Raw genomic sequence first — 19067 nt, forward strand, 5'->3', positions numbered from 1 at the left:
CACTTCGATCTTCCATCTCATCGCGGCCGAGCGATGCGAATGATTGGTGCAAATCGAATAGCCGAGTAAGCTAGGTGAAGTGGCGCAGCGATGCTTGGCTGAACGCTCGTCAACGGAAAAAATTTACGCAAAGGAGCAAAGACGCCAAGGCGCAAAGACGTAGTCTCTGCACCGCCCACGAGAAGTGTGGTCGAAATTTTGGTATATGGGATGAGTGGCTTTGCGCCTTTCTCCTATCTTCTTGTATTGGCTTCGGTGAAACGAGGGGGGGAATATGCGATCCGTCTTGCATGCATTGGTATTGGCCATGAGCCTCGCGGTATTGCCTGCATGCCAGGATTCGGCAAAAACGGATTCATCGACGGATGCGCAAGATCGCCCCACGGGCACGGGAACGCCCATCTGGAGTCACGCAATCACGGGTAAATACGTGATTGGCCATGCGGTGACCGTGGCCCCCTCCGGAGATATCGCCGCAGCAGGATATGCTTCAGGCCCAATCGGTGTTGCGGGCGGATTGACGGTCCCGCCTGCCATCGCAGAGGATGGCCTATTCGTCGTCGGGCTCGGACCAGAAGCGAAATTCCGCTTCGGCGTGCACTTCGGCGAATCGCGAATATGGGACAAAGGCGGCATTGCCTCCGATTCTCAGGGCAATGTTCTGGTCGCTGGAACCGTGATCGGCTGGAGCGATTTTGGCGCGGGGCCGATTGCGCCAGTGGGATCGAACGATGTTTTGGTCGTCAAGCTTTCCCCCACCGGGCAGGTTCTGTGGGTGCGCACCTTCCCGGGTGCACCCAAGGCGGATGGGCGCGCCGTCGCCGTCGACGATGCAAACAATATTTATGTAGCGGGGGAATTCATTGGATCGATCGATTTTGGCACGGACGCTCACGTCGGGGCGGGCAACGTCTTTTTGCTCAAGCTGAGCTCGGGCGGCGATGTCCTTTGGAGCAAGACGTTTCCAGGAATGAACCCGCAGCATGTCCGCAGCATTGCGGTGGATGATACCGGAGACGTGGTGATTGCCGGTTCCTTCTACGATAGCATCGATTTTGGCTCGACCGTGCTGAACAGCGCGGGTGATACGGACACGTTCATTGCAAAAATCAGCAAGAACGGTGAACCCCGGTTTGCCCTGCGCTTTGGCAGCAAACTCCACGAGGAGGCCCCGGATCTTGCCATCGACGATCGTGGCAACATTTTTCTTACTGCCGCCTTCTCGGGCGATCTGGATTTTGGCGGGGAATTGCTCTCCGCACCAGGCGGCTTTTACCTCGCAAAGTTCGACCCTCACGGCCAACCCCTCTTCGCTCGCAAATATGTCGGCGAGGTATCGCCGCGCATAACGGTGGATTCTGCGGGGCACGTTTTGCTCGGAGGCGCCCTCGACGGTGTTTTTCTCGCGAAATTTGCTCCCGACGGACAACTGCTTTGGAATCATCGCTGGGGCAAAGCATTTCAGGCGGCCCATGGTATTGCCGTGGACGCACATGGCAATGGTTTCGTGACGGGTTCCTTTATCGAAGAGCTCGAATTCGATGGAAATGCGCTCGCTGGCGGTCCCGGTCGAACCGGATTCATTTTGAAAGTGTCCCCATGACGATTTCTGCCTCGTCGAAGGAGAACCCAATGCGACGACGATTCATGACACTCATCGTGATGGGAAAGATGGCGTTTGTCATGGGCGCGTGCTCGGAACCGAAGCAGGCGCGGGACACGGGCGAAATTGAAGTGCCGCCATTGCTTTGCCCCGAGGTCGGACCTGCCACGGGCGAGCACGTGCAAACGCGCACGTTCGTCGTCGATACAAAATGGCGGACAGCGCAGCTCCAAGTGGGCGTGGACGCGTCCGGCAATACCATTGTCGCGGGGTCGTTCCGAGGTTCCGTCGATCCAGGTAATGGTGTTCTCCCTTCGGCAGGCGGCTACGATGTATTCGCCGCAAAGCTCGATCGGGCCGGCAACGTGCTATGGAGCAAACGATTCGGCAACTTCAATGATGAAATGCTTCGTGGCCTGGGCGTGACCACAAGCGGAGACGTTTACCTCGCGATTGATTCGCTCGAGTCGTTTTTCATCGTGAAGCTCGATGCCGATGGCGTCGAGGGCTTCGCGCACAAATACATCGGCGGCGAATACCAGTATTTGACTGCTGCAGCGGTCGATTGGGAAGGCAACTTGCTCATTGCAGGCCGTTACGAAGGGAGAAATCTCAACCTGGGCCTCGGACCCATCGGCGCAGTTGGCAATATTTTCCTCGCGAAAATCGACAATGCTGGCAATACCCTATTTGCAAAAGCGATAACAAAATCAGTCGATAGCATCGTGAATGATCTCGCGGCCGCACCGGATGGCGATATTTTGCTCACCGGCGATTTGAAAGGTGCCATCAATGTCGACGGCGTCGCAGCCGCGAGCGATGGAGGCACCGATGCGCTCCTTGCGCGATTCGACCCTCATGGACGCGCACGCTGGATGAGGCGGTTCGGAAGCCATGAATGGGATTCGGGATTGCAGGTCGCCGTCGATGGTTTGGGAAAAATATGGCATGTGGGATCTTACGAGGATATCGTCGACGTCGGAACGGGTCCGCTCGTCATTGAGTCGGGCAGCGAGCATTTGTTACTCGAGCTCGATGCGGCGGGTCGGCATAGGCGCCACTTTTTCGCAGCGCCGCACGTCGAAGCCGATGGTGCAGGCAATGTGATCCTCGCTGGGCAATTCAAAGATGTGCTCGAACCTTGGGGGGCGGGACTCACGAGCGCAGGCGAAGACGATGTATACTTGGTAAAACTCGGCGCCAATGGCAACGAAACTTGGGCGCGGAGCATTGGGGGACCAACGTCGGAGATGCTGCATGACGTTGCGGTGGCTTGCACCGGGCAAATTGCGGTCGTTGGCTCCGTCGTGGATCCGAGCGATCCCAATTGGAATGATTGGAACCACGAGGGGCCGCTCGAGGTATTCGTATCGACGTTCGCCCCCTAAATGATGTCGTCTGGCCTCAAAATCGCAATCAATTCATCCCATAATTCGCGCACCGAACCAAAACGCTCTTGCGGGTGAATGGCAAGCGCACGCGCCACCCAAGGATCCATAATCTTCGGCAAATCAGGACGTTTCGCATGCAAACTGGGCCTCGGTCCCCGAGCAACCTGACGAATGACGTCCACCAAATCGGCACCATGAAACGGCACCCGGCCCGATAACATTCGAAACACGAGCGCGCCCAGCGCGTACACGTCAGCGGAATGCGTGATCATGCCCGGCTTTCCGTGCCATCCTTCAGGCGGGATGTACGACGGCGATCCCACGACGACCCCTTCTTGCGTGAGCTGCGCGGGCGACGAAAGGTCCTTCGCCATTCCAAAATCGACCAAGCGAACACGACCACGAATGCCAGAATCGAGCACGAAAATGTTGGCCGGTTTGATATCTCGATGCACGATACCGCGCCCATGCGCCACTTCGAGCGTCTCGACGACCGGCGATAATACCTCCAGCATCATGCGCACCGGAATGAACATCCCACGCGCTTCGAACTGGTTGATGTAACGCTCGAGATCCTGCCCACGCAAAAGCTCCATCACGAGATAGAGCTGGCCACTCTTGGCATGATTCAAGGCAAGAATTTGGACGGCTGCCGTGCCCGTGAGCATTCCCATCGCGCGAGCTTCGCGCCGCAAGCGCCTCACGCACTCCACATCCATCGCGAATTCTCGATTGAGGACTTTGATGGCAAACGGCGCCCCGATTTCCAAGTCCTCAGCCTCGAATACCGAACCTTGACCGCCTGCGCCAATGAGTCGTACGAGTCGATATTGGTCGTCGATGACGTCGCCGACGTCGAACATGAGAGCCTCCTCGGGCGCCAAGCGCCAAATTCAGCCCTGCCATGACCGAACCAAGGCGTCAAGCTTGATCACGCGAGCGACTCTCACGCGCGGGAACTACTGCCTGACACCAGGCCCTTCGCGCTGCTCGCATACGGGCCATGCGAATACGCGGGCCAGATCCGCCAATGCCTGAGGATTGATTCGCTGCGTAATCACCGCTTCGACAGCCACGAGCAGCCCTCGCGCCGTCATTTCAGCAACGGCTTTGGCACAAGCCTCGGAAGATACCGCGCAAAGGGCGCCGCAACTCGTTGCATATCGTCCCTCGCACGCGGGCCAGCAAAGCGGCCCGACACCAGTTTTTCCCGGCGGACATGCGTCATAACAGAGGCCGGCATCGCGTTCGTTACGGCATTCGGGCAATTTCCCAACTCCCCGCCCCTGCGATTTCTTGGGCGTAACGCGCGCGCCGCGACGACAAAAAAGCCCAATGTCTTCCGTGCCGGCGGGACATTTCGACCAGCAAACGGGGCCTTCGCCGGCATAACCGGATTTACAGATTGGATAACACAAACCGCTGCTGAGCTCTTCACCCGCCGCGCATATCGTGGGAAGTGTGCCCACGCCGCGACTTTGGGCCGGTTTCCAGCATACCGGCGCCGATGTCGTAGCTGCAACGGGCGTAATGGGCTGCGCCTGCGAAACGCCTCCCGCCAAAATGATTGGAAGCCCAATCGCGATCGCCGAAATGACGAATTGCGACGCCATGGCACACCCCCTCCCAGGTCGGCCAACCCGATCCTTCGATTCATTGGGGACATGATACAGCGAGCGGCCGCTGGCAAGCGCTCGGGAACGTCATGCTTTCGGCTCTGCAAAGGAAGAGCCCCAAAGCATGGCAATTTTGGCGATGACGACTTTATCGGCAGGAAATCGTGTCGAGCTCTAGAGAATGAGCCCGTCCCCCATCAAAGCGATGCGGGCATCAGCATGATCGCGGCGTCATCGTCGCCCATTCCCGCGGCATTTCCGCTGGCGCCCACGATGGCGACGGTCTTCTTGTCTGGAGACATGGAAACGCCCCAGAAAAAGTCGGATGCGCCCCCGAGGTCGTACGTCTTGACCCCCTTGGCGTCGAAGGTGGTATCGATTTTGCCATCGGCCATCAGCACGCCGACCGTTGCATTGGAATCGTCCATCGTCGACCTGCCGCCGCCCACGAGCAAAAGTCGATTGTCCGGCAGCGTGACGAGCGAACGGGCATTGTCGTTGAATCCCGCCACGTCGACTTTGGCGACGCCGCTTTCGCCATACGTCGTATCGAGCGTTCCGTTTGCCCCAATGCGCAATGAGATCCAATCCAGCGAATCCGCCGCGCTGTTTCTGCCATACCCCGCGGTGACGAAATTCGTCCCTTGCAAGGCTACCGCATACGCTTCGGTCACTGCACCGAGCACGATTTGATTGAAAATGCCGCCCGCGCCGAATGTCGGATCGAGCTGTCCCGCCGGCGTGAGCTTGAAGAGGACGGGGCTCACGATGCTATCCATGTCGCGCGTGTATCCCGCCATGACGATGCTTCCATCGCCGAGAATGGTCGCGCTCTTCGGACTCGCGCCTTGCAGGGCGATATCGACCAGCGTCACGCCATTCGTTCCAAACGTGGTATCCAACTTGCCGTCCGCGTCGAGTTGCACGACGGCGAAATCGAGGTCCGTGCGTCCGGGCGCTTTTTGCGCACCAGTAATGACGAGTTTGTCGTTGGCTGCGAGATTGAGGCCCCATTGCGTATCAGCAACGTACGTGGTCCCCACGAGCTCTCCGTCGCTCAGATCGAGAATGGCGACGCCGTTCGTGCCGAACGTCGTATCGAGCGTCCCGTCGGTATTGAAGCGAAGCGCGGCAACGTCGCGATCTCGTTCATCGGCCGCACCATCATGCTCTACGGTGCCCGCGACGACGATTTTGCCGGTCGATTGCACGACGATGCCGCGAGCGATTTCGCCGCCTTTGCCGACGATGATGTTATGCGTGGCAATACCCTTGGTGCCAAACGCCTCATCGAGCTCGCCAGCGGGGGTGAATTTCGCAACGATCGTCGCAAAATCCGCGGCAGCGTCGGCGCCATCGGAGACGATACCCGTTGTATAGATATTTCCTTGCGAATCATGCGTGACGCCCAAGAAGCGGTCGTGTCCATTTTCGGAAAGGGCGACGATAACGGGCTTTGCCTCGGATGAGCCGCCGCCCATTCCTCCTCCACCGCCCATTCCACCGCCGCCCATTCCTCCTCCACCGCCCATTCCACCGCCGCCCATTCCGCCTTCGCCGCCCATACCTCCAGTGCTGCCACTGCTCGAGCTGCTGGATGATTGCCCGCTGGATGTTGTGGTGGTGGTCGTTCCGTCATCGCATCCGGCGGCGAAACTGAGTCCGGCGATGCCAAGGACGGTTGCAAGAACGCGGCTCGATCGAGCGCCGCGGGGGCCAACGAGGAAGACATGTCCGCTCATGTAGGTGTACCTATGCTTTCGTGTGTTTGAGTATGTTTTTGTAGCTTTGTCGGTGACGTTATCGAAAAGGAAAATGAAAGGCATTTTCAACAAGCGCAGGGAATACCTTTCGCTTGGACAGTTGTCAAGCAAGAAACTGAAATTTGAACTTGAAAGTAGTTTTCAAGTTCGTTAAGACTCGTCCCACGATTCGAACGCCCTGAGGGCAGTGGAGTGGATGTGACAAAAAGCACCGTTGTCGATCGCAAGGCCGCCTGGGTACTCGTCCCGTTGTTTGCGGGCGTTGGCGCCATCACAAGTTGCGAGCGAATCGCTTATTACTCGACGGGCCGCAACGATCCCCCTCCCTCGACTTCGACCAGCAGCGGAACGTCATCCAGCGGAGGACCCTCTCTCACGCGAGGCGCGCTGCTCCAATCCGTCGCCGCCTGTCAACTCGACCTGCTCGCATCCTTCCGCAAAGCCGCCGAGGAATTCGACACGGCTGCAATCGCCGCAAAAAACGACCCGACTGCACGAGAAGCAGCGCGTTTGGCCTGGACGAAAGCCATTGATGTCTGGCAACAGGCCGAATTGTTTCAATTTGGCCCCGCGGCTCCAAGCAATACGCCAGGAGGTCAATCTCTCCGCGATCAAATTTATTCGTGGCCTCTCGTCAGCCGCTGCTTGGTCGAGCAAAACATCGTTTCGAAGTCCTACGAAAATCCGGATTTCGGCACGGCTGTGCTGGTCAACATGCGAGGTCTCGCCGCAGCCGAATATCTTCTCTATTATGGCGGCAGCGACAATGCGTGCAGCCCATCGACGAACATCAATGCATCCGGAGATTGGGCGGCGCTCGGCACCGACGAGCTCGCTTTGCGCAAGGCGCATTATGCCTCCGCCATCGCCACGTCGGTCGCGAATTCGGCGCGTGCGCTCGAACAAGCATGGCGCGCGGACGGCGGTAACTTCATTGGAAAGTTCCTGGGCGCTGGGTCGAGTGGTTCGGTCTACACGACCGAACAAATGGCCCTCAATGCAGTGAGCGACGCCATGTTTTACATGGAAAAGCCATTGAAGGACTTGAAGCTAGCACGACCTCTCGGGATCATGGATTGCGACGCTGCGTCGTGCCCCGAGGCCGTCGAATCTCGTTATGCCGGGCGATCGAGGACGCACATTCGCAATAACCTCGTCGGGTTTCGCATGCTCCTGAGCGGGTGCGATGCGGGCGGCAACATTGGTTTTGACGATTTGCTCACGGCCTCGGGCGCGGGGTCCCTTGCGACAAAGTTGACAACCAACGTCGACCTGGCCATTGCAGCGGCGGACGCCGTGCCTCAGGACGATTTGGCCGTAGCGCTCGCCAACGACCCCTCGAGCGTTTTGGCGCTGCACGCGGCCGTCAAGAGCATCACGGATTTGTTGAAAACTGAATTCGTATCGATCCTGGACCTCGAACCGCCACAACACGTGGAGGGCGACAATGATTGAAGCGCAAACTTCGGCTCCCGAGGGACGTTTCGACAAGCTTGCGCGCATTTTGCTTCGTCCCACGGACGCGGCAGCGCTCGCAGCGTTTCGCTTCTGCTTTGGAATGCTCGGATTCGTGAGCGCCCTGCGATTCATGGCGTATGGTTGGGTGGACCAACTCTTCACGCAGCCGCATCATTTCTTGCAGTATTGGGGATTCGACTGGATCACTCCCCTCTCCTCTCGAGGTATGCACGCGCTATTCGTCACGCTGGCCGTGACGAGCGCCTGCGTGGCGATGGGATTTCTTTACCGCGCGGCCATCGTCACCTTCTTCGTGGCATTCACGTTCGTCCAGCTCATCGATGTCACGAACTACCTCAATCACTACTACCTCGTGAGTCTCGTCGCGTTTCTCATGAGTTTCATGCCGCTCCATCGTGCGTATTCGGTGGACGCGCTGCTTTTCCCCAAGCATAAAACTCTGACGTTTCCAGCGTGGTGCACGTACCTCCTGCGTTTTCAAGTGGGCACGGTGTATTTCTTCGCCGGGCTCGCCAAAGTGAATTCGGATTGGCTCCTTCATGCGCAGCCGCTCAATCTATGGCTTTCGTCGCGCACATATCTTCCCGTCGTGGGACCGCTGCTCGGTGAACGCTGGGTTGCTTATGCAATGAGCTGGGCCGGATGCCTCTTCGATCTGAGCATCGTCTTCTTCCTGCTCGTGCCCAAAACGCGCTTCTTTGCGTATTTGGTCGTCATTTTCTTCCACATCGCGACGAAGACGCTCTTTCCGATCGGCATGTTCCCGTTCATCATGGTCGTCTCGGCGCTGGTGTTTTTCTCGCCGAGCTGGCCGCGCAAGGTGCTCGCCGTATTCGGCCGCAAGGTGCAAATTCCCGAAGTCGCTCTGCCAAACGTTCCGCGCTTTACGATTTTCGGAAAAGCGCTGGTCGCAGTTGCTGCTTGTTATTGTGCATTCCAGGTCGCATGGCCCTTGCGAACGCACCTTTATGGAGGCAACGTCCTTTGGCACGAGCAAGGAATGCGTTTTTCCTGGCGCGTGATGTTGCGCGAGAAAAACGGCAGCGTCACTTATTCGGTAACGAACCCGCAGACGGGCCGAACGCGCGAAGTGAGCCCGCGGCAATACTTGAACAGCCGCCAGGAGCGTGATTACTCGACGCAGCCCGACCTCATTTTGCGCGTCGCTCATTGGATTGCGCGTGATTTCGAGGCGCGTGAAGGCGTGCGCCCCATCGTTCGCGTGCACGCGCTCGTATCTCTCAATGGGCGACCTGCTCAATTGCTCATCGACCCCAATGTCGATCTCGCTCGCATCGAAGACGGACTTGCCAAGGCATCGTGGATCTTGCCCAGTCCCGTCGATCCCCCCATTCACCTCGAGGCCGTCGCATGGCACCATCGTTGATTCGACGTTCGATTCTTCCCACGCTGGCTCTTCTTGCGCTCGCCGAATTGGCGTCGGCTGCGGAAGACGCGTCGCCAAAACCCGAGGGCGAAGCAGCGCCCGAAGCAGCAATCGACGTTTCCGCTGCGCCTGCACCGCCGGCGGATGCTGCTGCGACAGAAGCGGCACCGCCGGAAGAGCCGAAATCCGCGCCTGAAGTGCCGCTCGACGTTTCCGTCGTTGGAACTCGAGTCAAACAGACCAGCGGTTCGGCGCACGTCATTTCGCCAAAACAGCTTGGCCGATTCAAGAACGACGATCCTCACAAGGTATTGAATTCGGTCCCCGGCGTGTACGTTCGTGGTGAAGATGGATTCGGATTGCGTCCGAACATTGGCATTCGCGGCGCCCTGTCCGATCGAAGCAAAAAGATCACACTGATGGAGGACGGTGTTCTTTTTGGTCCTGCACCTTATTCGGCCCCGGCGGCATATTTCTTCCCCCTGATGATGCGCATGCAATCGGTGCGGGTCATCAAAGGTCCCTCCGCAATCACGTATGGGCCGCACACCGTCGGCGGCGCCATTGACCTCGTCACGGCGCCCATTCCTTCCGAACGCCGCGGCTTCGTGGATATTTCCGTGGGTCAATTCATGCATCGCAAGGTGCACTTGCAGCAAGGGCTCGCCGACGACCATTACGGTATTCTCATCGAAGCGGCACATTTGGCCAACGACGGCTTCAAACAGCTCGATGGCGGCGGCGATACGGGGTTTGCCCGCAATGAAATCATGCTGAAAGGCCGATACGTCCTCGGCCCCGTCTTTGCTCCCATCAGCGAATTCGAGATCAAGCTGGGTTATTCCGGCGAAATCTCCAACGAAACGTACCTCGGGCTCACGGACGAAGACTTTCGCGCCAGCCCATATCGTCGTTATGGTGCAAGCCAGCTCGATCGCATGGAATATCATCGGACGCAATTCCAGCTCACGCATCGCGCGAAGCTCAGTCGAGACGTCGATATCGTCAGCACGGCTTACCGCCATGATTTGCATCGCAGTTGGCGCAAGGTGAATGGTTTTCGCGGCGCGTCGATCGTCGACGTATTGCGCAATCCGGACGATCCTCGAAACGCAGTTTTCTATGGCGTTCTCACCGGCGGCATTGCCCCGAGCACCGATGCGGAAACGTTGCTCGTCGGGCCAAACGATAGGCGTTTCGTTTCGCAGGGCATTCAAAGCGCCATCACGATGCGCAAAAAAACCGGCCCCATCAAACACCGCATCGAATACGGGCTGCGTTTTCATTACGATTCCATCAGGCGCCTCCACACACAGGACGGTTTTCTCGTCCAAGGCAACGAGCTCGTTCCGGAAGGGCGGCCGACGGAGACGACCGCCGACAATGACGCGAACACCATTGCCTATTCGATGCATGCCATCGACGCAATGACCTGGGGCCCGCTCACCGTCACCGCAGGCGCACGATTGGAATCCATTCGAAGCGAAATGGACAATCGCACGACCGGCGTAAAGGACTTGACCATCCAGCAGGTCATCGTTCCGGGTGCGGGAGCATTTCTTGCATTGCCGCGAGACATCGGCCTTTTTGCAGGCGTGCACCAAGGGTTTTCCCCCGTCCCGCCGGGGCAAAACGACATCGTCAGACCGGAAAAGAGCACCAATTACGAAGCGGGCGTCCGTTATTCGCCGCGCCGCTTCCGGGCCGAAATCGTTGGATTTTACAATGATTACCGGAACCTGACGAACATTTGCACGTTCTCCACCGGATGCGTGCTCGACAATTTGGATCAGCAATCCGATGGCGGCACGGCGCGCGTCCTGGGCTTCGAAGCGTATGCAGAAAGCGAGCTCGAAGTCAAAAAGGGTCTCTTCGTTCCGGGACGGCTTTCGTACACCTTTACGGATGCGCGATTTCTGACCGATTTTCAATCGGCGGATCCCATTTTCGGCAACGTCCGAGCAGGAGACGAGCTTCCGTACGTGCCAGCGCATCAACTGACCGCTTCCATCGGCGTCGAAATGAAGAAATGGGGCGTCAACGTTTCCGGTACGTACACGGGCAAAATGCGTGAAGTCGCCGGCCAAGGCGACATCCCCGAAGGATACGCCACCGACGACTTCTTCTTGCTCGACGCATCCGCAAATGTCCGCATCCTGCGTTGGCTCACGCTGTACGGCGTCGGTCGCAACCTACTCGACGCGGCCTATATCGTTTCGCGACGTCCCTATGGCGCACGCCCCGGCGCGCCTCGATGGATACAAATCGGCGCCAAAGCCGAATTTTGAGCACATTTCTGCGTAACGCAACTTACACAACCCAGCGGAACAAAAAACTCACCTGCAAAAAATTTGCCCCCGAGCGTCGGAGCATGCGACCCCCTCTCGACCATGACGACTCTCCGCTCGCAAACCGGCTCGCAGGCCGACCTCGTCACGTTGCGCAAGCTTGCGCAAGACCTCGCAGCATCGCGCAAGGAACGGCCGACGAGCGTGCATCTGCTTGCGGCCATCGCATCGCGCGAGGGTCAAGCGGGCGAGCTGCTTCGCGAGCGGAGGCTCGATGCGGAAACGCTGCTCAAGGCAGGTCGATCTTTCGATGAAGACAGTCCCGATCCGCTGGCGCGAGCCACCGTTGCGGCGCGGGATCTCGGCAAGCGAGCGCCGTTTGGCGAGCCAAACGCGCTGCATCTGTTGCTCGCGCTCTTGGCGGACCGCTCGTCCGCGGCGTATCGAGCGCTCATGCAAGCAGGCGTGGACACCGCGAGGCTGCGCACCGCCGCGATGCAACTTTCGCTCGGCGTCGTCGCTGCACGGCGTGGATTGAACGCTGGAGCGTCGACCGGAAAAACCTCGAAAACGGAACCTTCGTCATTGTCGACGCGCCTGTCTCAGCGCGTTGAGCTGGACAAACCGGCTGCAATGTCGCCCCCGAAACGGCCTTTGGGCGCTGGCGTGACCGTGCCGCTGTTTCCGCCGCCTTCACGAGCGCCAGAACGAACGACCGCGAAAACGCCTTCCGTGCCGCCTGCGGCCTCGACAAACCCGGCCCCGACGCATCCTGCATCGGCGAGCCCAACTCCGCCTGTCGCAACGGCCGTCCCCGTTCCGTTGTCCGCGCTTGCAAAACCGGTCGACAAGGATCGTCTCCTTGGACAAACCTTGGCGCCGCTTGCAGCACGCGCAGGTGGCGTGCATCCGCTGGCGCTCGATCGAGCCAAAGCGCCGACGCTTTCGACGCTCGGAAAAAACCTCACGCTCATGGCGGCGCTCGGTGAAATCGATCCGGTCATTGGGCGCGAGCTCGAAATTGACGAAACGCTCGATGCATTGGCCAAGAAAAACCAAAACAGTTGCTTGCTCATCGGCCCCGCCGGCGTTGGGAAAACTTCGGTCGTGCGGGGTCTTGCTTTGCGATTGGCGGAAGAGGGCAATCGCGAACCGGAGACGGCGCGCCTGCTCGTCGAATTGACCGTATCCGAGCTCGTCGCGGGCACGGGCACGCGCGGAGCCCTTGCGGAACGAATGACGACGATTTTGCGCGAAACTCGAGATTGCGGGCGCAAGGTCGTGCTTTTCTTCGATGAAATTCACGAGCTCTTCACGGGCGGCCTCGACGAAGCAACGGCCGAAATGAAACTGGCGCTCGCTCGCGGGGAGCTTCGTATCGTTGGAGCAACGACGCCCGAGGAATACCGCAAGAACATCGAAACGGATCTTGCGCTGGCCAGGCGATTTTCCGTGCAATTCATCGAAGAGCCGGACGAGGATTCGGCGTTCTTGCTATGCAAGCAGGTGACGCGAACGCTGGGCGCGCATCATCAATTGACGTACACCGACGAAGGCATTGCTTCGGCCATTTCGTGGTCGATGCGTTATTTGCCCGGCCGAGCCTTGCCGGACAAAGCCATTTCCATTCTGGACTCCGCGGGCGCTCGCGTGCGCCGGCGTGCGGGGCGCAATCGCGTTTCGCCCGTGGGTCCGGCGGAAATTGCAGCGGTCGTCGCGAGCTTGGCGGACATTCCGGAAGAACGCCTTTTGGAAACCGACCGCGACCGCATGCTCAATATGGAAAAACACTTGGCGGAATCGGTCGTGGGGCATACGGCAGCGCTTGGCAAAATCGCCCGCGTTCTTCGACGAAATGCGGCCGGCATTCGAGCCGAAAGGCCGCTCGGCACGTTTTTGCTGCTGGGTCCTACGGGCGTCGGAAAAACCGAAACGGCCAAAGCCATTGCGCACACGCTATTTCATTCGGCCGATGCAATGACGCGCCTGGATTTGTCCGAATACAGCGAAGCGCACGCGACGGCTCGATTGATCGGCGCTCCACCGGGGTACGTGGGCCATGAAGCGGGCGGACAATTGACGGAAGCCGTGCGACGCAGGTCGTACCAGGTCATCTTGCTCGACGAAATTGAAAAGGCTCATCGCGACGTGCTCGAAGCATTCCTGCAGGTATTCGACGAGGGGCGAATGACCGATGGACGCGGGCGCCGAGTCGATTTCACGAATACGGTCATCGTCATGACGAGCAACATTGGCGCCGCGGAAGCAATGGCGCTGAAGACCGAACGGGCCGTGGGTTTTTCTCGAACGACGAACAAGGTTTCTGGGGAAAAACTCGAATCAGCCATGCTGAATGCTGCAAGGTCGGCGCTTCCTCCGGAGCTGTACAATCGTATCGACGAAGTGCTGGTGTTCGGGCCGCTCGGAAAGACCGAAGTGGAAGAAGTTGCGCGGCGCTTGCTCGGAAAATTGGGCCGATCGCTCTTCGAACGGGGCATTCGGCTGGACGTCGAGCCAGCCGTGATCGACGTGCTCCTTTCGGAAGGTGGATTCGACGAGGGGCTTGGAGCACGCCCCATGAAACGAGCAATCATGAGGCACGTCGAAGCGCCCATTGCGGAGATGATTCTCCGTGGTGAATTGCCGTCGGGTTCGGTTGCTCTCTTGTCGGTAGAAGATGGGCAAATCGTCGTCGACGCAATCGACGACGTTCAGGATGCCGCCGAAGCGAGTTGAGGGGCCCCATGGACGCCATGAATCTCGTCGGAAAAGTCAAACACACATTGTCGGCTGCCACGTTCGAGGTAGGAGCGCTCGGTTACGCGCTCATGACCCGCGCGCCTTCGTGGCGAGCGCATTGTGCGGATTTGGCCGATCGTGCCGCCGTCAAACCTGGCCATCGGGTTCTCGACCTGGGTTGCGGTCCCGGAATAAGCGCATTCGGCATGCTGGACCGAGTGCCCGATGTCGATATCGTGGGGCTCGACCTCAGCCGCATGATGCTTTTTCTCGCGGAGCAATGGCAAAAGGTGGAGCCCAACGGTCATCGCATCGAGTTTGTCCGGGCCGATGCCACGCAATTACCCTTTGGTGATCACTCGTTCGATGCGGTCACGGGGCATAGCTTTTTGTATTTGTTGCCGGAGCCGGAGCGCGTGCTGGCGGAGGTGCGACGAGTGCTGCGCCCCGGAGGGCGATGCGCTTTTCTCGAGCCGAACGTCGACACGTTCGATACGTTGATTCCAATGGAAGTGCTCGGAAAAGTCACCGAAGACCCTCGGTTTGTCTTAGCAATGACATTGTGGCGGTTTTACTCGCGCACGTATGGGCGATTCGACGAAAATCGGTTCAGGTCCGTGTATGCCAACGCCGGACTCACGCCCCTTGCGTGTGAAACGACGCTTTCGGGGCTGGGGCTCTACGGAATTGCCGAGTCGGCTTGATTTGGGGATTGAAGCTCGCAGCCGGCCCCTCGTGTCGATGCGCATCCTACGCTTCGTGGATACACGCGTGCTGTGGGGGCAGAGACCGCTGGCGGGTTGACTTCAAGGGCACGCTGCGTGGTATTCGTTGTACCCTTTTGTCCAATCGGCGTCGTTGAAGTTTCCGTCGCCATTCGGGTCGCAGTATCCGCCCGGGTGCGTCATGGCGCAATTGGTGGTTTTGGGTGGGTATAGGCAGAAGTTGTCCACATCGGTTCGGCATTCACACTGTCCCGGCGGAGGCGGCGGTGGTGGATTGTCCGGACAATTGGCGTGGTATTCGTTGTACCCTTTTACCCAATCAGCATCGTTGAAGTTCCCGTCGCCATTCGGATCACAATACCCACCGGGCGCAGTCATGGCGCAATTCGGCGTCGATTTGGGGTAAAGGCAATAATTGTCGACGTCCGTGCGACATTCGCACGTTCCAGGCGGCGGTGGAGGCGGTGGAGGCGGCGGCGGTGGTGGTGGTGGCGGTGGAGGCGACGAGCCGTCGGATTTGCCGACGACTGCGCAAATGCTTCCTTGTTGAAATCCTGCACACGAAGACGTCGGGAGGACGGTATTCGATACCTTGTGCGTCGCTACGCGGTCGTTGAATCCGATCCAGCCTTGCCCGCGCGCATAAAAATATTGCTCGCCCGCCCCGGGTCCCGACAATACCGTCAAGTGCACGACGTCGGTAAAACCTTTCCAATTCGCATACCGGCGCGCCTGGACCCGGCGCGATACGCTCTGACCGGGCTTGGTGCCGAAGTTGACCGCGCACGAATTGCATGTATTGCGCTCGGCCCCTTTGATTTCCATTTGCGTCGTGAATTCGGTCGTTCCACCAACCGCCAGCGAAAGCTTTCGCTGAATCCAACGAGCGCCCACCCCGGTTTTTCCTGGCTCCTGATAAATCGTATATGCCCACGGCGATGTTGGATTCAGCCCATTGCGCGGGTCGTTTGGATTCGTGTTCCAGCGCTGCTGGCACGTTCCCGGCGCATTGTCACCACATTTGACGTCACACCACGCTCCGCCCGGCGTTTCCTCGTATGCCCACGTCGTGTCGGTGCGGATGCGTAACCAATCCTTTTCAATCGACCACTCTTCGAAGCCATCGCCGCTCGTGCTTTTCACGATGACGAATCGTCCGACGCCGTTCTGGATGCCCATGGGAATCACGCGGAACTGCTCGGAACCAATCTGCCACCCGCCCGCGGGGGCATCGCACTTCGAAATGACGTAATCGGCCATGTCGATGTTGGATTGTGCAAGCGGGTCCACGTTCGTATCGACACCATCGAGCGTTTCGGTGTCCGCAACGCAACCGCCCGTGGCGAAGGACATGCCCGCAAAGCCTGCAATGACCAAAGATAAAATCGTGTGGCGCATGGAAGATGCGTACATGCATTCCAAGCGTTGGGTCAACCATTATTTTATCTGTTTCCTCAACGATTTCATGTACTCTCGATCAATGAAACGTCTTCTTTTTGGCACTGGATGCCTCGTTGCTGCTGGAGTCGTATCGTTCGCATGTTCGGATGGCACGCAACAGAACGGCTCGGGCGCTTTTGCCGGAAGCGGTGGTGCAGGCGGAGCGCAAAGTTCCAGCATGTCAGCATCGTCGAGCAGCGGGGCGGGAGGCAATGCGGAGCCTCCGGGGCCGTCCGCCGCGTGCGTCGTGTCCGATGTCGACAGTGCAGTCACGTCGATGAGCGTCGAGCCTACGGTATTGACGACGATCGATGCATTGACCATTCGTGTCGCGGACGCGCAGACGGGGCATACGAACGTGGGCGTCGATCTGTGTACGCCAAATGGGCTCGTGCAAGCTACGTTCGGTGGAGTCGATAGTGCAATGGCGCCGTTTGCATGGCATTGGAATGCGCCGCCACTGCCGCTCGGTACGACTCAATTGATATTCAGAGCGGATCCATCGAATACCGTTTATCGCACATTGATGGTCGACGTGAAAGGTGGCGAGATGCCGATGGATGGTGGAGTCGATGCGCCACCCGATGCTCCGATGGGTCCAACGGATCTTTGCAATCCATTGCCGGGCAACATCCTCGCGCATACGACATTCGAAGAAGGAATGAATGGTCAGGCTCCCGCTTATTGGCAGGTGCGCGATCCTGGGGCGCCGGGCGCATGCCTCGGATCGGGTGCGCCCGACAGCCACGTCTTTTTGACGACGGCAGCGCCTGGTTGTGGTGGCAATGCGCTTGCCGTGGATGCTCGCGGGCAATGGGATTGTTACGCCGTGCAAATTTTCAGCGATTACAATACGATTCAGGAGGGAGCGACGTACCGCATCAGCACGGCTGCGCGCTCGCAAGGCAATACGGTAAATCCTGCCGCGTGGTTTCACATCGGCGCGCAATGGCTCGACGGCAATGACAGCGTATTCGGCGATGTGAAAAATCCCAAACCGGCGAGCGCCGACCTGAACGATTACGATTGGCAAGTCGTCTGGTGGGACGTCGTGGCCCCGCCCGGAGCACGGCGCATCGTCGTTTGGCTCAGCGCCCACTACCCAGGGCGCGTCGATTTCGACAACATTTCGGTGGTCAAACTGAATTGACGCGTCGTCCGAATGTCAACGAGAACCCCAATGGTGCTCAATTCCCTTTTCGAAACCGCGGCACGAATATTTTTGCTCCAAATGGAGTAATGATCTTGGCTATCTCGGTGGGTATGATGCCGTAAACTTCGACGGTCATGCTGGAGAGCTTCAAGAGCTCGGCAAGATGGCCACCCAAGTGGCCGAGATGTTGCAAAAGTGCCGCCGATCCCGAATACCGTTCGATGGCGACGCTGGTCGAGCCGTCGTCATCGAAAAACCAATCGTATGCCAGCGTTTCCGGTTCTTTTTCCCGAACGATGGCCATTGCTTCGCCGACAATACGTTTGAATTCGTCGAGGTTGCCGTCCTTGATGGCGAATTTCGCAACGACTTGGATTTCGCTCATGATCCTACCCCCCGGTCGGATGCCTGCTCGGCGCCTATGCTACTCGCGGTTTCGCGGCACTGCCGGAAGTGACCATGGCCGTGTCCGCTCGCCGTCGACTCGCATCGTCAGCGTTCATGTAGCATTTCTTTCGGCGCTGCAAACGCGGCCGCGTACCGGACGACAGATCTCGATGCGCCTCAGGCGCCCGGCGTCGCCGCAGATTTGTCGTCGACAGGTGCGGCGTTTCGGCCGCTCTCTTCAGCCTGATCCTTCGCTCGCCGAATTTTCTTGAATGAACGCAGCGAACGCTTATCTGCCGAACGCATCGCAAGACACGCTCGCAAACCGTCGCGCAACGTGCGAAGCGTCATGAGACCACCGAGATGCACGCCAATCTCGACGAGCGTCCGCGCCACTTCGGGACGCACACCCGTGAGCACACAACGCGCTCCAAGAAGCTTTGCAGCATGCGTGAGACGCACGAGGTGCGCGGCGGTCATCGTATCCACGATGTCGACACCCGTGAGGTCGATCAAAACATAATCCGCACCGCGTTCCGAGATGCGTTGCAGCAGTTTTTCGGTCATCTCCGAGGCGCGTGCACTGTCGATCGCGCCCACGAGCGGCAGCGTGATGATGTCGTCCCACACGTCGATGATGGGCACGCTGAGCTCGCGGATCGCGATGCGCTGACGCTCGATCGTCTGAAGCTGCACTTCGAGATCCTGGCGCGATGCCTCGAGATCGCTCATCGCCTTGTCGTGCTCTTCGCGCGTTTGCTTGAGCTCGCGAAGGAGCACCAGAAGGCTTTCTTCGAGCGCACCGAAACGGTCCTCGGAGAGCGCGCCGGAGAGAGCGATCGCTTCTTCGAACGCCCCTACGGATGCCAACGACAACGCCTCGAGCACTCGCTCGACCCGCGTTTCATCTACCGCGACTCCGGGTTCCTCCGGGGTTTCCGTCATTCGATCTGCTCCAAGACGCTACATACGGTGACTGCTCGCGAGTTTCAAGCGCGACGTTCGCACGTTCGTGAAGTATCGGTCAATCGGCGCGATTTGGTCAACGGCAAGGCAACTTTCCGACGCTTACGGGATGAGCGCAGGACAGAGATTG

Annotated in this window: 14 protein-coding genes; 8 read left to right on the top strand and 6 right to left on the bottom strand. The window is 58.8% G+C overall.

Translation table 11 applies throughout. From position 1 onward, the window contains the following. Window positions 1-274 precede the first annotated feature (274 nt). Window positions 275-1603, top strand: coding sequence for a hypothetical protein (locus tag IPM54_45350; GenBank protein MBK9266991.1), 1329 nt, complete (start codon window positions 275-277; stop codon window positions 1601-1603). A gap of 29 nt (window positions 1604-1632) precedes the next feature. Beyond that, window positions 1633-2991 carry a hypothetical protein gene (locus IPM54_45355; GenBank protein MBK9266992.1) on the top strand — a complete coding sequence of 453 codons (1359 nt, stop codon included), beginning with the start codon at window positions 1633-1635 and terminating at the stop codon, window positions 2989-2991. On the opposite strand, the gene IPM54_45360 is transcribed toward IPM54_45355, so the two are convergent. From IPM54_45360 to IPM54_45370, 3 genes are all read right to left on the bottom strand, one after another. After that, a complete protein-coding gene (locus tag IPM54_45360; protein MBK9266993.1) occupies window positions 2988-3857 on the bottom strand; it encodes a serine/threonine protein kinase in 870 nt (289 codons plus the stop codon). The two genes, IPM54_45355 and IPM54_45360, sit on opposite strands and share 4 nt — an antisense overlap. Before the next feature lie 96 nt (window positions 3858-3953). After that, window positions 3954-4607, bottom strand: a complete 654-nt coding sequence (locus IPM54_45365; GenBank protein ID MBK9266994.1) for a hypothetical protein — start codon at window positions 4605-4607, stop codon at window positions 3954-3956. Between the two features lie 200 nt (window positions 4608-4807). After that, window positions 4808-6352 carry a hypothetical protein gene (locus IPM54_45370; GenBank protein ID MBK9266995.1) on the bottom strand — a complete coding sequence of 515 codons (1545 nt, stop codon included), beginning with the start codon at window positions 6350-6352 and terminating at the stop codon, window positions 4808-4810. 219 nt (window positions 6353-6571) lie between these two features. On the opposite strand from IPM54_45370, the gene IPM54_45375 reads away from it, so the two are divergent. The 5 genes from IPM54_45375 to IPM54_45395 all read left to right on the top strand — a co-directional run bounded on the left by IPM54_45375 (window position 6572) and on the right by IPM54_45395 (window position 14970). After that, a complete protein-coding gene (locus tag IPM54_45375) occupies window positions 6572-7828 on the top strand; it encodes an imelysin family protein (GenBank protein ID MBK9266996.1) in 1257 nt (418 codons plus the stop codon). Next, on the top strand, window positions 7821-9239 hold the full coding sequence (locus IPM54_45380) for an HTTM domain-containing protein (GenBank protein ID MBK9266997.1): 1419 nt from the start codon (window positions 7821-7823) through the stop codon (window positions 9237-9239). Before IPM54_45375 ends, IPM54_45380 begins: the two co-directional genes overlap by 8 nt. Further along, window positions 9224-11527 carry a TonB-dependent receptor gene (locus tag IPM54_45385; protein ID MBK9266998.1) on the top strand — a complete coding sequence of 768 codons (2304 nt, stop codon included), beginning with the start codon at window positions 9224-9226 and terminating at the stop codon, window positions 11525-11527. Before IPM54_45380 ends, IPM54_45385 begins: the two co-directional genes overlap by 16 nt. A gap of 102 nt (window positions 11528-11629) precedes the next feature. Next, a complete protein-coding gene (locus IPM54_45390; protein MBK9266999.1) occupies window positions 11630-14263 on the top strand; it encodes an AAA family ATPase in 2634 nt (877 codons plus the stop codon). A gap of 8 nt (window positions 14264-14271) precedes the next feature. Further along, window positions 14272-14970, top strand: coding sequence for a methyltransferase domain-containing protein (locus tag IPM54_45395; protein MBK9267000.1), 699 nt, complete (start codon window positions 14272-14274; stop codon window positions 14968-14970). A 102-nt stretch (window positions 14971-15072) separates the two neighbouring features. On the opposite strand, the gene IPM54_45400 is transcribed toward IPM54_45395, so the two are convergent. Beyond that, a complete protein-coding gene (locus tag IPM54_45400) occupies window positions 15073-16389 on the bottom strand; it encodes a hypothetical protein (GenBank protein ID MBK9267001.1) in 1317 nt (438 codons plus the stop codon). Window positions 16390-16471: 82 nt separating this feature from the next. On the opposite strand from IPM54_45400, the gene IPM54_45405 reads away from it, so the two are divergent. Continuing rightward, the gene (locus tag IPM54_45405) at window positions 16472-17581 is read left to right on the top strand and encodes a hypothetical protein (protein ID MBK9267002.1); all 1110 of its coding nucleotides are present in this window, start codon (window positions 16472-16474) and stop codon (window positions 17579-17581) included. A gap of 37 nt (window positions 17582-17618) precedes the next feature. Here IPM54_45405 and IPM54_45410 read toward each other — a convergent pair whose 3' ends face one another. Together IPM54_45410 and IPM54_45415 are read right to left on the bottom strand one after the other, a co-directional pair. Beyond that, on the bottom strand, window positions 17619-17969 hold the full coding sequence (locus IPM54_45410) for an antibiotic biosynthesis monooxygenase (GenBank protein MBK9267003.1): 351 nt from the start codon (window positions 17967-17969) through the stop codon (window positions 17619-17621). 179 nt (window positions 17970-18148) lie between these two features. Beyond that, window positions 18149-18916, bottom strand: coding sequence for an STAS domain-containing protein (locus tag IPM54_45415; GenBank protein ID MBK9267004.1), 768 nt, complete (start codon window positions 18914-18916; stop codon window positions 18149-18151). Between the last annotated feature and the right edge of the window lie 151 nt (window positions 18917-19067).

This window comes from Polyangiaceae bacterium, assembly GCA_016715885.1.
Classification (GTDB): domain Bacteria; phylum Myxococcota_A; class Polyangia; order Polyangiales; family Polyangiaceae; genus Polyangium.